Origin of the sequence: Sporosarcina sp. P1 (assembly GCF_002743155.1) — a bacterium.
GTDB lineage: Bacteria > Bacillota > Bacilli > Bacillales_A > Planococcaceae > Sporosarcina > Sporosarcina ureae_B.
Genome location: NZ_PDYS01000005.1, coordinates 86,815 through 105,108, shown reverse-complemented (window position 1 = coordinate 105,108; position 18,294 = coordinate 86,815). Strand labels below are relative to the sequence as shown.

General features: G+C 39.7%; 20 protein-coding genes. 5 read left to right on the top strand and 15 right to left on the bottom strand.

The window, feature by feature from the left end; genetic code table 11:
• Positions 1 to 366, top strand: a complete 366-nt coding sequence (locus CSV73_RS07630; protein WP_143560413.1) for a hypothetical protein — start codon at positions 1 to 3, stop codon at positions 364 to 366.
• A 15-nt stretch (positions 367 to 381) separates the two neighbouring features.
• Here the strand turns inward: CSV73_RS07630 and rlmN are convergent, their stop codons facing one another.
• The 11 genes from rlmN to hisZ all read right to left on the bottom strand — a co-directional run bounded on the left by rlmN (position 382) and on the right by hisZ (position 10,470).
• Complete coding sequence (gene rlmN, locus CSV73_RS07625; protein WP_085131323.1) at positions 382 to 1,458, bottom strand: dual-specificity RNA methyltransferase RlmN; 1,077 nt, start codon at positions 1,456 to 1,458, stop codon at positions 382 to 384.
• Between the two features lie 80 nt (positions 1,459 to 1,538).
• A complete protein-coding gene (locus tag CSV73_RS07620; RefSeq protein ID WP_085131324.1) occupies positions 1,539 to 1,721 on the bottom strand; it encodes a hypothetical protein in 183 nt (60 codons plus the stop codon).
• Positions 1,722 to 1,818: 97 nt separating this feature from the next.
• On the bottom strand, positions 1,819 to 3,171 hold the full coding sequence (locus CSV73_RS07615; protein WP_085131325.1) for a cyclic 2,3-diphosphoglycerate synthase: 1,353 nt from the start codon (positions 3,169 to 3,171) through the stop codon (positions 1,819 to 1,821).
• Between the two features lie 218 nt (positions 3,172 to 3,389).
• Positions 3,390 to 4,451 carry a histidinol-phosphate transaminase gene (gene hisC, locus CSV73_RS07610; RefSeq protein ID WP_099627089.1) on the bottom strand — a complete coding sequence of 354 codons (1,062 nt, stop codon included), beginning with the start codon at positions 4,449 to 4,451 and terminating at the stop codon, positions 3,390 to 3,392.
• Complete coding sequence (hisIE, locus tag CSV73_RS07605; RefSeq protein WP_099627129.1) at positions 4,444 to 5,094, bottom strand: bifunctional phosphoribosyl-AMP cyclohydrolase/phosphoribosyl-ATP diphosphatase HisIE; 651 nt, start codon at positions 5,092 to 5,094, stop codon at positions 4,444 to 4,446. Before hisIE ends, hisC begins: the two co-directional genes overlap by 8 nt.
• A complete protein-coding gene (hisF, locus tag CSV73_RS07600) occupies positions 5,087 to 5,851 on the bottom strand; it encodes an imidazole glycerol phosphate synthase subunit HisF (protein WP_085131327.1) in 765 nt (254 codons plus the stop codon). The genes hisIE and hisF overlap by 8 nt, the downstream gene beginning before the upstream one ends.
• Positions 5,838 to 6,563, bottom strand: a complete 726-nt coding sequence (gene hisA / locus CSV73_RS07595; protein WP_099627088.1) for a 1-(5-phosphoribosyl)-5-[(5-phosphoribosylamino)methylideneamino]imidazole-4-carboxamide isomerase — start codon at positions 6,561 to 6,563, stop codon at positions 5,838 to 5,840. The genes hisF and hisA overlap by 14 nt, the downstream gene beginning before the upstream one ends.
• A gap of 190 nt (positions 6,564 to 6,753) precedes the next feature.
• On the bottom strand, positions 6,754 to 7,338 hold the full coding sequence (gene hisB, locus CSV73_RS07590; protein ID WP_099627087.1) for an imidazoleglycerol-phosphate dehydratase HisB: 585 nt from the start codon (positions 7,336 to 7,338) through the stop codon (positions 6,754 to 6,756).
• Complete coding sequence (hisD, locus tag CSV73_RS07585) at positions 7,338 to 8,618, bottom strand: histidinol dehydrogenase (RefSeq protein ID WP_099627086.1); 1,281 nt, start codon at positions 8,616 to 8,618, stop codon at positions 7,338 to 7,340. The genes hisB and hisD overlap by 1 nt, the downstream gene beginning before the upstream one ends.
• Positions 8,615 to 9,250, bottom strand: a complete 636-nt coding sequence (gene hisG, locus CSV73_RS07580) for an ATP phosphoribosyltransferase (protein ID WP_085131331.1) — start codon at positions 9,248 to 9,250, stop codon at positions 8,615 to 8,617. Before hisG ends, hisD begins: the two co-directional genes overlap by 4 nt.
• A complete protein-coding gene (hisZ, locus tag CSV73_RS07575; protein ID WP_158232309.1) occupies positions 9,238 to 10,470 on the bottom strand; it encodes an ATP phosphoribosyltransferase regulatory subunit in 1,233 nt (410 codons plus the stop codon). Before hisZ ends, hisG begins: the two co-directional genes overlap by 13 nt.
• A gap of 152 nt (positions 10,471 to 10,622) precedes the next feature.
• Here hisZ and CSV73_RS07570 point away from each other — a divergent pair, with 152 nt between their 5' ends.
• The gene (locus tag CSV73_RS07570; RefSeq protein WP_085131333.1) at positions 10,623 to 11,417 is read left to right on the top strand and encodes a histidinol-phosphatase HisJ family protein; all 795 of its coding nucleotides are present in this window, start codon (positions 10,623 to 10,625) and stop codon (positions 11,415 to 11,417) included.
• Positions 11,418 to 11,475: 58 nt separating this feature from the next.
• Here CSV73_RS07570 and CSV73_RS07565 read toward each other — a convergent pair whose 3' ends face one another.
• The 3 genes from CSV73_RS07565 to gdhA form a co-directional block, all read right to left on the bottom strand.
• A complete protein-coding gene (locus CSV73_RS07565) occupies positions 11,476 to 12,051 on the bottom strand; it encodes a YdcF family protein (RefSeq protein WP_199092994.1) in 576 nt (191 codons plus the stop codon).
• 106 nt (positions 12,052 to 12,157) lie between these two features.
• Entirely contained in the window at positions 12,158 to 13,363 is a 1,206-nt protein-coding gene (locus CSV73_RS07560; protein ID WP_099627084.1) for an argininosuccinate synthase, read from the bottom strand.
• A gap of 143 nt (positions 13,364 to 13,506) precedes the next feature.
• Positions 13,507 to 14,889 carry an NADP-specific glutamate dehydrogenase gene (gdhA, locus tag CSV73_RS07555; protein WP_085131335.1) on the bottom strand — a complete coding sequence of 461 codons (1,383 nt, stop codon included), beginning with the start codon at positions 14,887 to 14,889 and terminating at the stop codon, positions 13,507 to 13,509.
• Positions 14,890 to 15,269: 380 nt separating this feature from the next.
• Here gdhA and CSV73_RS16575 point away from each other — a divergent pair, with 380 nt between their 5' ends.
• Positions 15,270 to 15,413, top strand: coding sequence for a hypothetical protein (locus CSV73_RS16575; RefSeq protein WP_198166064.1), 144 nt, complete (start codon positions 15,270 to 15,272; stop codon positions 15,411 to 15,413).
• Between the two features lie 50 nt (positions 15,414 to 15,463).
• Here CSV73_RS16575 and CSV73_RS07550 read toward each other — a convergent pair whose 3' ends face one another.
• Entirely contained in the window at positions 15,464 to 16,747 is a 1,284-nt protein-coding gene (locus CSV73_RS07550) for a LysM peptidoglycan-binding domain-containing protein (RefSeq protein WP_099627083.1), read from the bottom strand.
• Between the two features lie 183 nt (positions 16,748 to 16,930).
• Here CSV73_RS07550 and CSV73_RS07545 point away from each other — a divergent pair, with 183 nt between their 5' ends.
• Entirely contained in the window at positions 16,931 to 17,530 is a 600-nt protein-coding gene (locus CSV73_RS07545; protein ID WP_085133549.1) for a spore coat protein, read from the top strand.
• A gap of 104 nt (positions 17,531 to 17,634) precedes the next feature.
• Positions 17,635 to 18,294 (top strand): HAD family hydrolase, encoded by a 660-nt coding sequence (locus CSV73_RS07540; RefSeq protein ID WP_085131337.1) that lies wholly within the window; start codon positions 17,635 to 17,637, stop codon positions 18,292 to 18,294.

Here is an 18,294-nt window from a genome sequence, read left to right as displayed (position 1 = left end):
TTGGATTCTCGTTATTGGAAAGCCGGTTTTTTTACTGCATTGAGTTCATTTGTTCTACTCATTTTAGGCGTACGGACAGTCCTTGGACATGACTTAGTTGTCAATAACTATTTGACGTTTGCAGTGTTCGGCCTAATGGTCGGCATTGTCAGCTCCCTATTATTATTCTATGAGCTATCCATTGCATTCAAAATGTTCATGGTCGTTCTTGTTCTAGCATTTGCCGAAATGTTCCGCAGCTTCCTGATGATGGATAATGAATTCTCGGAGGCAATCGGGATTTTATCTTTGTTCATTATTTCATCTTTTGGACTAGCCATCTCCATTATTGTACAGTTTATTGTAAAGTTAGCTCGCAAAAACTAAAAACCGGTTGGAGAATTATTCTCCGACCGGTTGTTTTTTTGTTTTTTTGATTTGTTTGCTTCGTAGTTGACCGCATGCAGCATCGATATCGGTACCATTCTCAAGACGTACTCCACCGTTTATACCTTTGCGTCTAAGCGCTTCGTAGAACGACTTAATCGCTTCCGGTTCACTCCGCTGATACTGGCCATGTTCATCTACTGGATTGTAGGGAATCAAGTTGACATATGAAAGGTGACGCTTATCCGCAAGCAATCGACCCAACTCTTCCGCTTCTTTTACGTGGTCATTCACGTCACGCAATAAAATATATTCAAATGTGATGCGACGATTCGTTTTTTCCAAATAATAGTTGATTGAATCCATCAATTTTTCAATAGGAAAAGCTTTGTTGATCTTCATGATAGATGAACGTAACTCATTATTCGGCGCATGTAATGAAACCGCCAAGTTCACTTGTAGTTTTTCATCTGCGAAGTCTTTGATTTTCTCCGTCAAACCACTTGTTGAAACCGTAATATGACGCGCGCCAATTGATAAACCTTTTTGATCGTTTACGACATGAAGGAAATTCATCAGATTCGTATAGTTGTCGAATGGTTCGCCTATTCCCATGACTACAATATGACTTACTCGCTCATCTTCGCCCTTACCATCAAGATGCTCTTGCACTTTCATGATTTGACCCACGATTTCTCCTGCATCGAGATCGCGATTTTTGCGCAAAAGTCCGCTTGCACAGAAACTGCAACCGATATTACATCCGACTTGTGTTGTGACACAAACAGAATGGCCATAAGGGAATTTCATCAAAACCGTTTCAATCAAGTTGCCGTCATGCATTTTAAACAGGAATTTCACTGTGCCATCTTGTGAAACTTGCTTAACGTTTTGCTCAAGTGTCTGAATCGAGAAGTTTTCATTCAATAAATCAATTGTTTCTTGATTAATATTATTCATTTCATCAAATGATAAGACACGTTTTTTATAGAGCCAATCCCAAACTTGTGCTGCACGATACTTTTTTTGTCCGTTTTCTATAAGAAAGTCTGTCAATTGTTCGATTGTCAAACCATATATCGATTTTTTCATGTGATTTCTAGCCTCATTTCAAAAATTACAATCTTTTTATTATACTACAAGATTGTAGTAAAAGGAACAACTGATTAGATTTATAATTGTTTTTGCTGGACATCTTTGTCCGTTCTGAGCTTCATGAAAAACGCCAATAGATTCAATGCTGCGAGTACGGCAAAAAAGATCCCCATACCGGTATGCCCTGTAGCGATTCGGTCATATGCAAAATATGCCATCACTACACCTATGATAAGATCGATAATTTTTGAATTAAACAAGTTACTACCCCCTTACTTTCCTATACATAGTATATCAGAAAAAAGCACCTGCAACCGAATTTCCATCCGGGGCAAGTGCTCGATAAGTTATCTATTCTTACACATTTGTTGTAGTCAGTTTATGCTTTTTGATGAAATCTGCTAGCACTGTTTCAAGATTTGGCGTGCCGATTTCATCCAAATCATAATAGACACGCGTGCATGGCTTATTGATATTAATCACACGTGAAAGATCCATAGGTGTACCAATAATGACTGCATCTACATCAGCTGCATTGATCGTTGCTTCCAAATCTTTTAACTGCTCTTCGCCGTAGCCCATTGCAGGTAAGATATTTTCGATGTGCTGATACTTATCGAATGTAGTGATCAAGCTACCTACTGCAAATGGACGCGGGTCAACAATTTCAGCTGCGCCAAGACGTTGTGCTGCAATCACACCAGCACCCAGTTTCATTTCACCGTGAGTCAATGTCGGACCATCTTCAACAATTAGCACGCGTTTGCCTTTGATGATTTCAGGATTATCTACAGAGATTTTTGATTCTGCTTTAATAATTGTACTGTTCGGTGCCGCAAATTTAATATTATTTTCGACCGTTTGAATTGCTTCTTCTGACGCACTATCAATTTTGTTAATAATGGATACATCTGTTGTACGCAAGCACACTTCACCTGGATAATATTTCAACTCATGTCCTGGGCGGTGTGGATCAAGAACTGTGATCGCCAAGTCCGGCTCATAGAATGAAAAGTCGTTGTTTCCACCATCCCAGAGGATTACGTCACAGCCGTCTGGATCATTTTCAGCAGCGTCTAGAATATCCTGGTAATCTACACCTGCATAGATGATATTTCCACGATCAACGTGTGGCTCGTATTCTTCCATTTCTTCAATTGTACATTTATGTTTTTTGAAATCTTCTACAGTTGCGTAACGCTGTACACGTTGTTCAGCTAAGTCGCCATAAGGCATTGGATGACGAATAGCTACTACTTTCAAATCATGCTCGAGCAATGTTTCGATAATTTTACGTGATGTCTGACTCTTCCCTGTTCCCGTTCTAACTGCACAAACAGAAATAACTGGTTTATTACTTTTGATCATCGTAGCTTTTGATCCAAGTAAAGTAAAGTTAGCACCTGCTGAGTTTACAATCGCACCAATTCCCATGACTTTTTCGTAACTAAGGTCACTATAAGAGAATACACATTCATCTACTTCTAGTTCTTTGATCAACTCAGGTAACTGATCTTGAGAATAGATAGGGATTCCTTCGGGATACAATTCACCCGCTAATTCAGTCGGATATTTACGTCCATCGATATCTGGGATTTGCGTTGCTGTAAATGCCACGACATTGTATTCCTCTTTACCACGGTAGTATGTATTGAAATTGTGGAAGTCTCTTCCTGCTGCACCAATAATAATTATATTTTTAGTTTTCATAAATTTATCTCTCCAATCAAGCTTCTTTTTATTATTATAAGTCAACGTGTATAAAAATACAATAGAAAAACTTAAAAATACATGAATTTGTATACATATACATCTTTCATGCGCCTTATATTGTCTAAAAAGCTACTATAGCAACGATCTATACTTCTTTCTATACATTTATGAAACAAAAAAGCCATTCAGTATCGAATGGCTTTTGAGTAATTTATTCATTTAGTAAGTTGCTTCAGCACTTCAAATAGTATGTTCATCTGTTCTTCAGTACCGATCGATATACGTAAATAATCACGAATATCCGCTTGATCAAAGTGACGGACTAAAATTCCGCGGTCTTTTAATTGTTGATATAAGACTTTTGCATCCTTGTGTAAAGGCTTTACAAAGACGAAGTTTGCATCGGAAGGCAGAACTTCAAATCCTAATTCTATTAATGTATGGACTGTAGATTCACGTGTGCGAATGATTTTATTCGTACTTTCCGAAAAGTATGCATGATCGACAAATGCGGCAGTAGCTCCCGCCATAGCTAAACGATCAATCGTGTATGAGTTGAAGGAGTCTTTAATGCGCGTCAATCCTGCAATCAATTCTGGTTGACCAAGGGCGAATCCGACACGTAATCCAGCGAGCGCACGAGATTTAGACGTGGTTTGAATCACAAGTAAATTTGGATAGCGATCGATCAGTTTCATCGCAGATGGACCTGCAAAATCGATATACGCTTCATCGATAATAACTACTTGATCTTGGTTATTTCGCAAAATATCTTCAATGACATCCAACTCAGAATAAATACTTGTTGGCGCATTCGGATTTGGTAGAATGACACCGCCTGGTGAGTTATAGAACTGCTTTTTGGGTAATGTGAAATCAGCATTTAATGGGACTTTTTCGAATGCAATATTAAATAGCTTGGAATAGACCGGATAAAAGCTATAGCTGATTTCAGGAAATTTAATGGTCTTTCCCGGCTCGAAAAATGCCATGAATGAAAATGCTAGCACTTCGTCAGAGCCATTACCGACAAAGACATGGTCTTTTGTCAGTCCATATGTCTCCGCTATTGCGTGACGCAACGGATCTACAGTTGGTGAAGGATAGCGTTGCAATGTGTTGCCATTCAATTCCTCTGAAATGGCTTCTAACACTTTAGGACTTGGTGGATATGGATTTTCATTCGTATTTAACTTAATGATATCTGGCTGATTCAACTGCTCACCTGGTACATATGGTTCTGTACGGCGTGCAACTGTGCTCAGAAATCTACTCATTGCGCGGCACTTCCTTTTTTGGTCGTCTTTCACGTAACACTTGCTGAACATCCGTTAGATCAACATCAAGAATATTCATCAATACAAGCGTATGGTAGACCAGATCTGCAATTTCATTGGACACTTCTTCTTTATCTGCATTTTTTGCGCCGATTACGACTTCCGTAGATTCCTCCCCGACTTTTTTCAACACTTTGTCGATACCTTCTTTGAATAAATACGTCGTGTACGAGCCATCTATCGGATTGGCTTTGCGATCTGCGATTTCATCGATTACTTCATAGACAACTTCACGTAATGATTCTTCTTTTTCGGTTACCGTTGTAAAGAAGCATGTTTTTTCGCCAGTATGACATGCAGGACCCTGTGGCATAACTTGGACTAACAATGTGTCTTGATCGCAGTCTACTGAAATACGTTGCACTTGCTGTGTATTTCCGGAGGTTGCGCCTTTATTCCAAAGTTCTTGTCTTGAACGGCTATAAAACCACGTTTCATTTGTTTCCAACGTCTTTTCAATTGATTCTTTGTTCATATAGGCAAGCATGAGGACTTCCCCTGTGCGATCGTCTTGTACAACCGCTGGAATTAGACCTTTGTCATCAAATTTTAATGCATGGATATCTAGTGTCATTTTAGTCATTCCTAACTGCAATATTTTCTTCTGCTAAATATTTTTTTAAGTCTCGAATATTGATTTCATTGAAGTGGAATACGGATGCGGCTAGAGCTGCATCTGCTTTTCCTTCTGTTAGTACGTCTTTAAAGTGTTCAGGTTTTCCTGCACCACCACTTGCGATGATTGGAATATTGACAGCTTCAGCCATGGCGCGGTTGAGTGCAAGATTATACCCATCTTTCACTCCATCTTCGTCCACACTATTGACGACCAGCTCACCAGCGCCAAGTGCTGCCATTTTCTTCGCCCATTCGATCGCATCAATCCCTGTTTCTTCCATACCACCTTTTGCATAAACCGACCACTTGTTTTCGCCTTCTTGACGAACATCCATCGATAACATTACACGCTCTGATCCGTATTTATCCGCAACTTCTTTGATTAGTTCCGGATTCGTCAAAGCTGCACTATTAATAGATATTTTATTACCACCCAGTTCAAATACTTTGTCCACATCTTCGAGCGTACGAATTCCTCCGCCTACGATGAATGGAATCGGCACTTCTTTTGCAATTTCCTCAATTAAATCGAGGAACATACCACGGTTTTTCGTCGATGCAGAAATATCATAGAATACGAGTTCATCTGCGCCATCAGCAACATACTTTTTTGCTAATGTAAGGGGATCTGCTACTTCCTGAACGTCTAGAAATTTCTTTCCTTTTACAACTTTACGATTATCTACGTCCAAACATGGAATGATCTTTTTAGTTGTTGACATGACTGTCGTCCCCCAATAGTTTTTTTAAGGATAGATTGCCTTCGTATAATGCTTTCCCAATAATAGCACCGTACATATCTTCAGCAGCGAGTTTCTGAATATCCTCTTCTGTCGATACACCACCTGAAGCAATGATATCTATTGAAGATGCGTCATCCATTATTTTCAGTTCTTCAAAGTTTGGTCCCTGGAGCATGCCGTCTTTCATGATGTCCGTATAGACAACTGTTCTAACACCAATTTCCGCTAAGTCCTGCAATAAATCAACTGCCTTGACGTCACTTGTTTCTGTCCAACCGTCAGTTGCAACTAAGCCATTACGCGCGTCGATTGAGACCGCAATTTTGTCACCGTATTTTTCAACGGCCTTTTTCAAGAATTCAGGATCTTGAATAGCTGCAGTACCGATAATGACACGTGCGACACCATTTTCGATATGCGAGTCAACGATATCCATGTTGCGGATTCCGCCACCTACTTGAACGGGTATGCTAACTGCCTTAGCAATAGCTTCGATAGCTTTTTTGTTAGCAGAGTTCCCTGTTTTTGCGCCATCTAAGTCTACGACATGGATGTACTCGGCTCCTTGGTTTTGCCATTCTTGTGCCATGTTTGTTGGTGAGTCGTTATAGATTATTTCTTGTGCGTAGTCACCTTGGATAAGGCGAACACATTTGCCGTCTCTAATGTCGATTGCTGGGAATAAAATCATCAACTAGTCCTCCTAATAAATGAAGTTTGGGTAGTGCATTGGCGCCGTTGATCTGCACTACGGGCAGACGCTTTCCTGCGGGGTCTCAAGACTCATGCTTATCCCGCGGGAGTCGCCGCCCTCCGTTCCGATCAACTAGTATATTCTTATACATAGTATAATTTTCAAGATTCAAAACCGTAAAACTTTATTACAAAGAACCTTTAGTAGAAGGTATGCCTTTTACGTCTGGGTTGATGGTGCTGGCAACACGTAGAGCGCGGCCGAAGCTTTTGAATACGGATTCTATAATGTGATGTGTATTTTTTCCGTAGTTCAAGTTGATATGTAATGTGATTTTGGCGTTGTTTGTGAACGCTAGGAAGAATTCTTCGACTAGTTCTGTGTCGAACTCTCCTACTTTGTCTTTCATTCCGTCCACATTAAAGACCAGGAATGAGCGACCACTGATGTCAATGGATGCTGTGGATAGCGCTTCGTCCATTGGTGTGGAAACTAAAGCGAAACGTTCAATACCTTCTTTTGTGCCAATGCATTGGTGAAATAATTGTCCAAGTACGATACCGATATCTTCCACAGAATGGTGTTGATCTACTTCAATGTCGCCATCGCATGTTACAGATAGATCAAAGCGTCCGTGTTTTGCGAATGCCGTCAGCATATGATCGAAAAATCCAATACCCGTGTTGATATTCGTCTTTCCTGTACCGTCTAACGAAAAGTCCATTTCAATAGATGTTTCGCCTGTCTTACGTGTTAATTGTTGTTTACGCATTAGTATCCTGCCTTTCGTACTTTAATCGACTTGGCATGTCCTGTTAATTGTTCAGCATCTGCTAATGTAATGATGTCATCTGCCACTTCTGCCAAAGCGTTCTCGGAATAGTAGATAATACTCGACTTTTTCATGAAATCATATACACCTAACGGAGAAGAAAATGCTGCCGTTCCACTCGTCGGTAATGTGTGATTCGGTCCAGCCATATAATCACCCAATGCTTCAGGCGAGTGCTGACCTAAGAAAATCGCTCCTGCGTTTCGTATAGCAGCCAAATGCTCCATAGAATTATCAATCATTAGCTCCAAATGTTCGGGTGCTAAACGGTTCACGATATCAAATGCTTCTTGCAGAGAATCGACTACAATGATCCGTCCAAAGTTTTCTATAGATTGTGTTGCAATTTCTTTGCGATCGAGTTCCGCTAGCTGACGTTCAACTTCTTTAGAAAGCTTGGTCGCAAATACCTCGCTCGTCGTGATACAAACTGCCGCGGCACGCTCATCGTGCTCTGCTTGGGACAGCAAATCTGCTGCTGCATAAACTGGATTAGTATTGGCATCTGCTACGACACAAATTTCACTTGGTCCAGCAATCATATCGATGGCCACATCACCGAACACCCACTTTTTCGCTCTTGCAACGTAGGCATTCCCAGGACCAGTGATTTTGACGACTTTTTCAATTGTCTTTGTTCCGTATGCTAGAGCAGCTATCGCTTGTGCTCCACCTATTTTATAGATTCGGTCGACTCCCGCTTCTTTCGCTGCCACTAGAACGTGAGGATTAATCTTGCCGTCACGTTGTGGTGGTGTCACCATAGAAATTCGTCCGACACCTGCAATTTTCGCTGGCAATGTATTCATTAAGACCGTCGACGGATAGGCAGCTTTTCCACCCGGGACGTAAATTCCAACACTATCAATGGGTGTTACTTTCTGACCAAGCATGATGCCGTCATTTGGATTCAAGAACCATGATTGTTCTTTTTGCGCTTCATGATAAGTCGTGATACGCTCTTTTGCTGAGCGCAATGCACGGAAGAAATCATTCGTAACTGCTCGTTGTGCTTCATTGATTTCCTCTTCTGTGACAATCAAGCTGTCCAGCTTTACTCCGTCAAAACGTTCAGTGAAATCCAGAACCGCTTTGTCGCCTTCAGAACGAACTTGATCGATAATGGACAGAACGTTGCGATCAAATTCTAAATCCGTTTGATTAGAATCTTCGCGTCTTAGTAGTTCTTCTGTAAATTCAGCTCCACGAATGATCTTCATGAACGCACCTCCAAGCCTTCCTTCATATCTTTGATGAACTGCTGGATATCTTCAGTTTTCGTAGCATAACTTGCTTTGTTTACTATCAAACGGGCACTGACATCCGCCACTTCCTGCAAGACAACGAGTCCATTCTCTTTTAATGTTGTACCCGTTTCGACGATATCGACAATGACATCTGACATGCCGATTAATGGCGCGAGTTCAATCGATCCATTCAATTTGATCATTTCAGTACGGATACCTTTTTTGTCGAAAAACTCTTTCGCAACTAATGGATATTTTGAAGCTACCGTTAGAAATGGAATATTTTCAACTGGTGTAAAGGGGTATCCTGCTACCGCCAATTTACAACGTCCGATTCCTAAGTCCAGTAATTCATAAACATCACGAGGATCTTCCATCATGACATCTTTTCCAACAATCCCTACGTCCGCTGCCCCTTTTTCAACGTAAACTGGAACGTCTACGGCTTTAACAAATATTAGTTTGATCTTTTGTTTGTCATCATAAATGACGAGCTTTCGGCTTTCATCAGTGAATTCCGAAAAATATACATCAGATCTTTCAAGGAATTTCATCGCGCGCTCTGCGGTTCGCCCTTTCGCCATTGCTACTGTTAAATAATCCATTCAGGTACCCCTTTCTTGCTTGCGATTAAATCAAGCAGTTGTTTGAAGTCAGTGAACTCTTTTGTTTCTTCATGGTCTAGTAGTTTATTTTGCTGTTCTGTTAATTGAACTGTATAAAGACTGTCATTCTGTTGTTCCGCATCGATCAAAGGTTTAGATATGACACGATAGTCACGCTCTCTCAACTCATTCGTAATATCAATTGCGTATTTAATACGGCTTTCCTCATACAATACAGTCACATCGATGCTATATCTTTCTTTTTGGCCCTTATTAGATGAAGCTTTAACTAATGATTCGATTTCACATGCAAAACCAATCGCTGGCAATTTCACACCAAATTCTTCACTTAGTGCATCATAACGGCCACCCATCAGTACCGGCTTGCCGAAATTCTCTACATAGCCTTGAAAAATAATTCCCGAGTAATATCCCATGTGGTTAATCAAACCGAGATCAATGACGATATGCTTCTTTAAGCCATACAGTTCGACGATATCGCATGTTCGTTGTAAATAGTTGATTGCATCCTGTGCCAATTCACTAACCTGTAAGTTTTGTAGTCTTTCAAATACCACTTCAGGTGCACCATATAATAGAGGTAACTGTTCGAGTACTTCTTTAATAGAAGGATCAATTGATAATTGTTGTAAGAATGGACCTATTTCCACGACATTTTTTGCTTGAATCAACATCTTGAGTTCAGCCGTTTGCTCTGCAGTAATATCGGAGTCTGCAATTAATTCATTGAAGAATCCCGCATAGCCAATTTCAATTTTCACATCCAAGAAACCAACATCCCGTAATGCGTGACATGCAAGCATAATCGTTTCAGCATCTGATACTGGTGAACTCTCACAATAGAACTCGACTCCAGCCTGTGTTTTGCCGATATTCTCGCTTTCCTGGAACGTCTGTCTAAAGACTTCCTGAACATAATAATAACGCATTTCTTCAGGTAAGTTATCACGTAACAGGACGAGTTGCTGTGTCAATGGGATTGTAACATCCGGTCGCAATACGAGTACTTCACCCGTATAGTCAATCACTTTGATCATTTCGTTTTGATTGATTGAAGTACGTACATTGGAATATAAATCATATTGTTCAAATGCGGATGTTTTAATGCGCTTATAGCCATATGTAGTGAATCGTTTACCTAATATGCCAATGATATTTTCATGCTGTTCATGTTCATTTTCAAGAATTTCAGAATACAAGATATCTTCTACCGCCTTTCATATAAAAAAACTTCATCGCTTTACTACGCTAAAGTAAATTATTACTATAATGGTTATATAGAGCATTGTCAACTGTTAGTAGCATGGATCATCTGCTACAATATGTACTATAGAAAAGGAGAATGTATACTATGTTTGATTATCATATGCACAGCGCATTTTCAGCGGATTGTGAAATCCCAATGGAAGAAATGGCTAAAGCTTCTATCGCTAAAGGCCTAACCGAAATTTGCTTCACCGATCACGTCGATTATGAATATCCAGATGAAACGATTCATTTCGATTTCGACAAAATTGAATATGCACAAAAGATTCTCCAATTGAATGAACAATTCGATGGCCAACTGACTATTAAAAAAGGTGTCGAAATCGGCTTGCAACCTGACTTATTACATCTCTATGAAGAATTGATGGACGAGCATAAATTTGATTTCGTCATTTGTTCGCTTCACACAGTCGAAAACAAATCCCTTCACTATCGTGAGCTATTTGAAGATCGTTCAACAGAGGCAGCTTTTGAGACATATTACAAGGAATTATTGTATTGTGTGCAGCATTATAAACGTTACAGCGTGCTTGGCCACGCCGATTTGATTAAACGCTATACTGATCAACCACCAACTAATCTATTTCATGATTATTTAGAAAAGATCTTCAATACTATTATACCAGAAGGTAAAGGGATTGAACTGAATACTTCGGGAACTCGCTACGGATTGCCGCATAATATGCCAAGTGAAGATATTTTACGTTTGTATAAACAATGTGGAGGCGAAATTATTACACTTGGTTCAGATGCGCATAGAACGACAGAAATCGCACATGAGTTCAAGGAATCTTTGGAGTTATACCAGTCAATCGGCTTTAATTATTTAGCTACTTTCACAGATGGTCATCCAGAATTCCATAAAATTTCATCTTTATAAATTGGAAAGAAAAGTGACGAAAACTTCTTTGGAATTTCGTCACTTTTTTGAAATACGCTTATCTCCTGAATACCCATGTTTTCAACAAAGCCAAACGCTCCCGAATTGCTACTTTTGCCTTTACAGATTCAGGCGTCTTCGCCACAACGACGTCAGACTCCCATCCAATCTGTCTTGCAAGAAATCTTGCTCTCGCCAAGTGGTAATCGCTGCTGATGATAGTCACACCCACCACTTCTGGAATGATATTCTGACTAAATTGCAAATTTTCATATGTAGAAGTGGATTGATCTTCAATAATTAACCGGTCTTTTTCAATACCATGTTCTTGAAGATAGCGATACATCGCTTCAGCTTCGCTAATGTCTTCATCTTTTCCTTGTCCGCCTGAAAGTACAAACTGGACATGCGGATATTGTGTTGCATACTCCACAGCACTTTCCAAACGGTACTGTAATGATAGCGAAGGTTCTTCTCCGTTCACTTTGGCACCTAGGATGATTGCATAGCCATAGTTTCCATTCGCTTTCATCTGTTGTGCTTGTTTTATTCGATCGTCCGGTAACATCCAAAACATCCCCAGTCCCGCAATGGTTAAAACTATTATTATGGCTATACCCCATAACTTCTTCATTCAGACACCTCCTACTTTGTCCATAAGACGGCTACGAATGAAAAGTAGTTCCAAAAAAGAGCAGCGAAGCTTTTGGCCGCGTTGCTCTTGATATCCATCTTTAAAGCTACTTCACGATTTGCTTTTTATTGACCATACTATGCACTTCAGTAGGTAGTCCCCATAACTTAATGAAACCAACCGCTGCCGCTTGATCAAACTCATCATCAGATGTATAAGTAGCTAGTTTCTCATCATATAGCGAATTGGAAGATTTACGACCTTCTACTATTGCATGGCCTTTGAATAATTTTACACGAACTGTACCATTGACATATTGCTGTGTCTCTTTAATGAATGCCTCAAGTGCATTTCGCAAAGGAGAGAACCAAAGTCCGTTATAAATCAATTCTCCAAGTTTTTGTGAAATAATCGGTTTGAAGTGTGCTAATTCTTTTACAAGCGTTAAATCTTCAAGTTCCTTATGCGCTTTCAACAACGTAATAGCTCCTGGTGCTTCATATACTTCACGAGATTTGATACCGACTAAACGATTTTCTACATGATCAATACGACCAATGCCATGTTTTCCAGCCATTCCATTCAACTTTGTAATCAGATCACTTAATATATACTTTTCCCCATCAATCGTAATCGGAACGCCTTGTTCGAAGCCAATCTCGATTATATCAGCGGTGTCTGGGGCATTTTCAATGGAAACCGTCAAACCAAATGCGTCTTCTGGAGGTGTTGCCCATGGGTCCTCTAAAATTCCGCATTCATTTGCACGCCCCCACAAATTTTGGTCCACCGAGTATGGATTATCCAAGTCAATGGGTATTGGAATATTATGTTCTTGCGCATAATGAATTTCCTCTTCACGTGACCAGCTCCATGAACGCACTGGCGCTACGACTTCAAGCGTTGGATCTAGTGACTTAATTGCCACTTCAAAACGTACCTGGTCATTTCCTTTTCCTGTGCATCCATGAGCCACCGCAGCGGCTTTTTCCTGATGTGCTATTTCCACCAACTTCTTGGAAATAAGCGGACGTGATAACGCAGAGACAAGCGGATATTTATTCTCATAATATGTTTGAGCTTGCAATGAAAGAAGTACAAAGTCCTGTGCGAATTCTTCACGTGCATCAATAACATAGCTGCTAACTGCTCCAACAGTAAGAGCCTTTTCTTTAATGAAATCGAGATCTTTCCCTTCGCCAACATCTAAGCAGACTGCTATTACGCTATATCCTTGATCCGTTAACCATTGAATTGCGACTGATGTGTCTAAACCGCCTGAGTAGGCTAAAACGACTTTCTTCTTTTCCATGGGTGAATCCCCTTTCATGCAAGCAAATGTATGTTTATTCAACTTAACGTATTTTTATAATAACACATTTCATTCGTAACGCAATAAGAATTAATAAAAAAAACAGACACATTATGTAAAAAAATGTGTCTGTTTTATATTACTTATCGAATTCCGTGTGCAACCATTGCATCGGCTACCCTTAGGAAGCCTGCTACGTTAGCGCCCATTACTAGATTGCCTGGTTTACCATAGTCTACTGCTGCAGTACTACAGTCTTTATAGATGTTCTGCATAACTTCTTTCAAATGCATATCTACTTGTTCTTCTGACCATGATAGACGCTGACTGTTCTGAGACATTTCCATAGCGGAAACAGCTACACCGCCAGCATTAGCAGCTTTTGCTGGTGCGAATAATACATTATGCTCCTGAAAAATCACAATCGCTTCAATTGTACAAGGCATATTAGCGCCTTCACCCACTGCTTTTACACCATTTGCAATCAGCATATGTGCTGCAATTTCATCGATTTCATTCTGTGTAGCACACGGTAGTGCAATATCACATGGAATAGACCAAATTTCTGTGCAATCAGCATGATACTCTGCATCAGGACGTTCTTTCGTATATTCCCAAATACGTTTATTGCCGTACTCTTTTAATTCCTTCACTAAGTCAAGATCAATTCCGTTCTTGTCATAGATATAGCCATCAGAATCACTACATGCTACAACTTTCGCGCCAAGTTGCATAGCTTTTTCCATTGCATATGTCGAAACATTACCTGAGCCGGAAACTACAACAGTCTGACCTTCCAATGAAAGATTGTTTTCTTTCAGCATTTCATCTACGAAGTATACCGTACCGTAACCAGTTGCTTCTTTCCGACCGAGACTTCCACCGTGGTCGGGGTTTTTCCCTGTTAAAATACCTGCTTCGTAGCCACCTTTAATGCGATTATATTGACCAAATAGATAGCCGATTTCACGTTTACCTACACCAATATCACCTGCCGGCACGTCAATATCAGGTCCAATATGTCTGCTAAGCTCTGTCATGAAACTTTGTGTAAAGCGCATGACTTCACGATCAGACTTCCCCTTTGGATCGAAATCAGATCCACCTTTACCTGCCCCGATTGGCTGCCCTGTTAACGCATTTTTAAATATTTGTTCGAATGCAAGGAATTTCATAATGCTATTATTTACAGAAGGGTGGAAACGAAGTCCCCCCTTATAAGGCCCAAGATCACTATTGAACTGAACACGGAACCCTCTATTTACTTGTACTTTACCTTTATCATCTTCCCACGCTACGCGGAAAGAAATAATTCGTTCTGGTTCTGTAATTCGCTCTAGAATTCCGTTCTCCATAAATTCGGGATGCTTAGCAAAGACTGGACGAAGAGAATCAAAAATCTCTCTTGTCGCTTGTAGAAATTCCTTCTCATCTGGATTCCTTTTCTTCACCAGTTCATATACATTATGAACGTAATCATTTGCTTTTTTGCGATTATTATATTCTACCTCACCAATCTTTGTCATTTGCGATCATTCCTTTCCTTAGTTAATAATTAAAAATTGTCGACTGACTAGTCGCTCATTTACTCAGAGGCTATGACTTTATAATACTTATATGATTAAAGAGTAAATTCTACTAGATAAATTGAATTTTAATTGTTCTAAATATTTCTTTGTATTTCAATATTATCACTGAAAAGATAGCAAGTTACAAGATTTTTTTATAATATCTGGGTTTTGACTTAACTTTTGTGTCGATTTTATGTACTATCTTCAACTTTATTATTTACATTCGACTGAATTGATAGTATTATTAAACTATTCAAACGAGCTATGTGAGGTTATATATGTAAGCGCATACACATACTAGTGAGAACAATACGAAAAGAAAGAGGCGAAGCGCTATGACAAAGAAAACAAGTACAATTCGATCAATCTTAGGAGCGAACTTACTCCTGATCATGACTTTTGCTCTCCTACCTGCTTTACTCGTAAATCCGGATATGGATATGTTCCAAAGCGCTATGAAATTGTTAAATAACGAGTGAGAACTCATATGACAGAGCCTTTCCTTTTACTTAAGGAAAGGCTCTTATACTTATCGCTTCCAGATAGTAAATCGATCTTCTAATAACAGCCAGTTTTGTGGGAATGAAAGCCCGAGTTTCCAGTACATGATTCCCCGTAACTTGAATTTCTTCAGCAAGTTAAACTTCTCGTTAATGCTTCGTGCGTCTTCAAACCACACTTCATGTTCAGTTCCTTGTTCATCGTAATACGTATAATGTGGCGCCTGGGCTAGTGCATCGTATTCAATTGCAACATTCTGCTCGATTGCTAGATTAGTAGCAGTTCGTGGACTTAATGCTCTGGCGGCTTTACTATCCGGTTGACCAAATGGGGCTGTCCAATCATAGCCGTATAGATTCTGACCTAAAAAAATTTTTTCATTTGGCATTAGACTAACGGCATATTCTACTACTCTGGTGACTGGACCTATTGGACTTACAGCTTGTGGTGCACTATACGTATATCCCCATTCATATGTCATCAATACAACGAAGTCTACAATTTCCCCATGCACTTTATAATCATGGGCCCCATAAATACCTGTCGTTACTTCCCCCGCTTTTGGTGCAAGTGCTGTAGAAATCGTAAGGCCAGCTTTATGAATTTGATCGCGTGCATTGCGTAATAGTTGATTATATAATTCCCGATCTTCAGGGAATAATAACTCAAAGTCGAAGTGAATATCACCATATCCGATTTTTTTTGCTACATCAATCGCACTTTGAATCATTTTGTTTTGCGCTGCTTGATCAGTAAAAATAACATGCGCTAAATCTGCACTGAATGTATAGTCTTCTAAATTCGTCAGAACTAGCATATTTACAACACCTGCGTTTTTTGCGATAGTCGGAATATCTGCTAGAGCAGGTGCTTTGAGTGAGCCGTCACGTTGTACTTCATAACTGAACATGGCGAGATACGTAAGGTCATCGACACGTTCACGAACTTCCGCTAGCATATCTTGACTGACTGGATTACGCGGTTCAACATATAATAATGAATCAATCCTCGTTTTCACTTCTTGTGGTATATACAGACGCTGACCAATCATTAATGGTCTGGTGGGACTGATTGCATTAATTTCTGCCAAGCGCGCAACTGTAAGACCATATCTTTGTGCGATTGTATAGAGACTATCTCCAGGTCGCACCCAATAATAAGAACCTATTATTGGTATGACAAGTGCTTGTCCTACAGCTAATCGGATATCACTTTCTAGTTCATTAACTTCTGCTATTTGTTCGTATGGCACACCGTATATTTTACCGATTTCATATAAACTCTCACCTTGCGAAACTACATGAATCTGCATGTATCTTCACTACCCTTCCTGAGTTCTATCCTTATGATATGATGGCGCGTTAAGAACTATGCTTGAGTCGCCAATACAATTTCATATGAATAAGCTTTCGATTACTTCACATACTATTTTCGATGTACATGACTATTGAAGGAGGAAAAATATTTGACAAATCAATTCGAAACATCTCAAAACATGCAAGGCGGACAAGTTCCCCCATCGATGAATCACGGTGGACATGAGTTATTTGATGTCAAAGAAGTACTTAGCGCGACAGTCGGAGCATTGAACCAAGCGATGATTTTACGCCCACACGTCCAAGATCCAGAACTTTTAGATATTCTTGATCGACAGTACCGATTCGCGTTGGATGAGTACAATATTCTCGTCGAAAGTTTCAAAACAGGCAAAGATCCTTCACACCCTACGCAGCGCTATCAAATGAAAGCAAGTAGCGACTTCATTTACGGTATGAAAGAAAAAGCACCCTCTAAGCCCATTCAATCCACAGGTGAAATCAGTGATGAAATCATCTCCGGCTTTTTACTTGGCGCTAAGAAAGAAGGCGCTACAGGCAAAACAGCTGCTTCATTAGAAGTATGTAATCCAGTCGTTCGCCGTGTACTGGCAGATTCCGTGCCTAACTGTATAGAAATGGCGTACGAGTTGTCAATTTACCAAAACAAACATCACTATTATCAAGTACCTCAATTAAATGATCAGGATATGAATATGTTGCTTAATTCATTTGCACCTTCACAAGGTCAACCCGGTATGCCGAACAACCTTCAATAAGTTAATGTTTCAAGCAGATGGAGTTCTTCTTCATCTGCTTTTTTGCTTTTACACTCCCTATATTTGTATACTATGTAGAAGAATACAAATGAAGGAGTGTCTATATGAAAGTTGCGATCTTTGATTTTGATGGTACGTTGTACACTAAAGAAACCTTTAAATTACTCATGGAGCAATTAAAGAATCATCCTACGCACAAGAAGTATTACCGAAACTTTTTTCGATCGATATTACCGCTTTATGTTCGCTATAAACTAAAAATACTACCTGAGTCTATTATGAAAGAACGCTCTATGTTCCTTTATCTACAAGCATTGGATTCATTGACGATGGCAGAACTACATGAGTATTTTAAAGGTATGCATAACGTGATGTTGCCTGACTTCAATGAACAAGTCATTAACCGACTAGTAGAACATCAAAAAGAGGGATACCATATCTTACTAGTTTCTGGAGCTTATACTCCTTTTTTAAAAGCAGTCACAAGTCACTTGACATTTGATCGAATTATCGGCACAGACATCCCTTCAAATGGAGAACAATTAGCGATGGATCAGCCTTTCCTACATATTCAAGGTACACGTAAAAACGAACAAATTTATCAAGCACTACTTGGAGAAATTGTCGATTGGGATAATAGCTTTGCTTATGGTGACAGCATTTCCGACCTTCCAGTCTTAGAGCAAGTTGGGTACCCTGTAGCAGTTCGTCCAGATAAAAAACTTACTGCAGTGGCCAAACAAAGAAATTGGGAAATATTATAA

Bases quoted from the DNA above. Each gene is read 5' to 3' on its own strand.
- rlmN (WP_085131323.1), bottom strand. From the start codon at position 1,458: ATGAAAAAATCGATATATGGTTTGACAATCGAACAATTGACAGACTTT.
- CSV73_RS07615 (WP_085131325.1), bottom strand. From the start codon at position 3,171: ATGAAAACTAAAAATATAATTATTATTGGTGCAGCAGGAAGAGACTTC.
- hisC (WP_099627089.1), bottom strand. From the start codon at position 4,451: ATGAGTAGATTTCTGAGCACAGTTGCACGCCGTACAGAACCATATGTA.
- hisIE (WP_099627129.1), bottom strand. From the start codon at position 5,094: ATGACTAAAATGACACTAGATATCCATGCATTAAAATTTGATGACAAA.
- hisF (WP_085131327.1), bottom strand. From the start codon at position 5,851: ATGTCAACAACTAAAAAGATCATTCCATGTTTGGACGTAGATAATCGT.
- hisA (WP_099627088.1), bottom strand. From the start codon at position 6,563: ATGATTTTATTCCCAGCAATCGACATTAGAGACGGCAAATGTGTTCGC.
- hisB (WP_099627087.1), bottom strand. From the start codon at position 7,338: ATGCGTAAACAACAATTAACACGTAAGACAGGCGAAACATCTATTGAA.
- hisD (WP_099627086.1), bottom strand. From the start codon at position 8,618: ATGAAGATCATTCGTGGAGCTGAATTTACAGAAGAACTACTAAGACGC.
- hisG (WP_085131331.1), bottom strand. From the start codon at position 9,250: ATGGATTATTTAACAGTAGCAATGGCGAAAGGGCGAACCGCAGAGCGC.
- CSV73_RS07570 (WP_085131333.1), top strand. From the start codon at position 10,623: ATGTTTGATTATCATATGCACAGCGCATTTTCAGCGGATTGTGAAATC.
- CSV73_RS07565 (WP_199092994.1), bottom strand. From the start codon at position 12,051: ATGAAGAAGTTATGGGGTATAGCCATAATAATAGTTTTAACCATTGCG.
- CSV73_RS07560 (WP_099627084.1), bottom strand. From the start codon at position 13,363: ATGGAAAAGAAGAAAGTCGTTTTAGCCTACTCAGGCGGTTTAGACACA.
- gdhA (WP_085131335.1), bottom strand. From the start codon at position 14,889: ATGACAAAGATTGGTGAGGTAGAATATAATAATCGCAAAAAAGCAAAT.
- CSV73_RS16575 (WP_198166064.1), top strand. From the start codon at position 15,270: ATGACAAAGAAAACAAGTACAATTCGATCAATCTTAGGAGCGAACTTA.
- CSV73_RS07550 (WP_099627083.1), bottom strand. From the start codon at position 16,747: ATGCAGATTCATGTAGTTTCGCAAGGTGAGAGTTTATATGAAATCGGT.
- CSV73_RS07545 (WP_085133549.1), top strand. From the start codon at position 16,931: ATGCAAGGCGGACAAGTTCCCCCATCGATGAATCACGGTGGACATGAG.
- CSV73_RS07540 (WP_085131337.1), top strand. From the start codon at position 17,635: ATGAAAGTTGCGATCTTTGATTTTGATGGTACGTTGTACACTAAAGAA.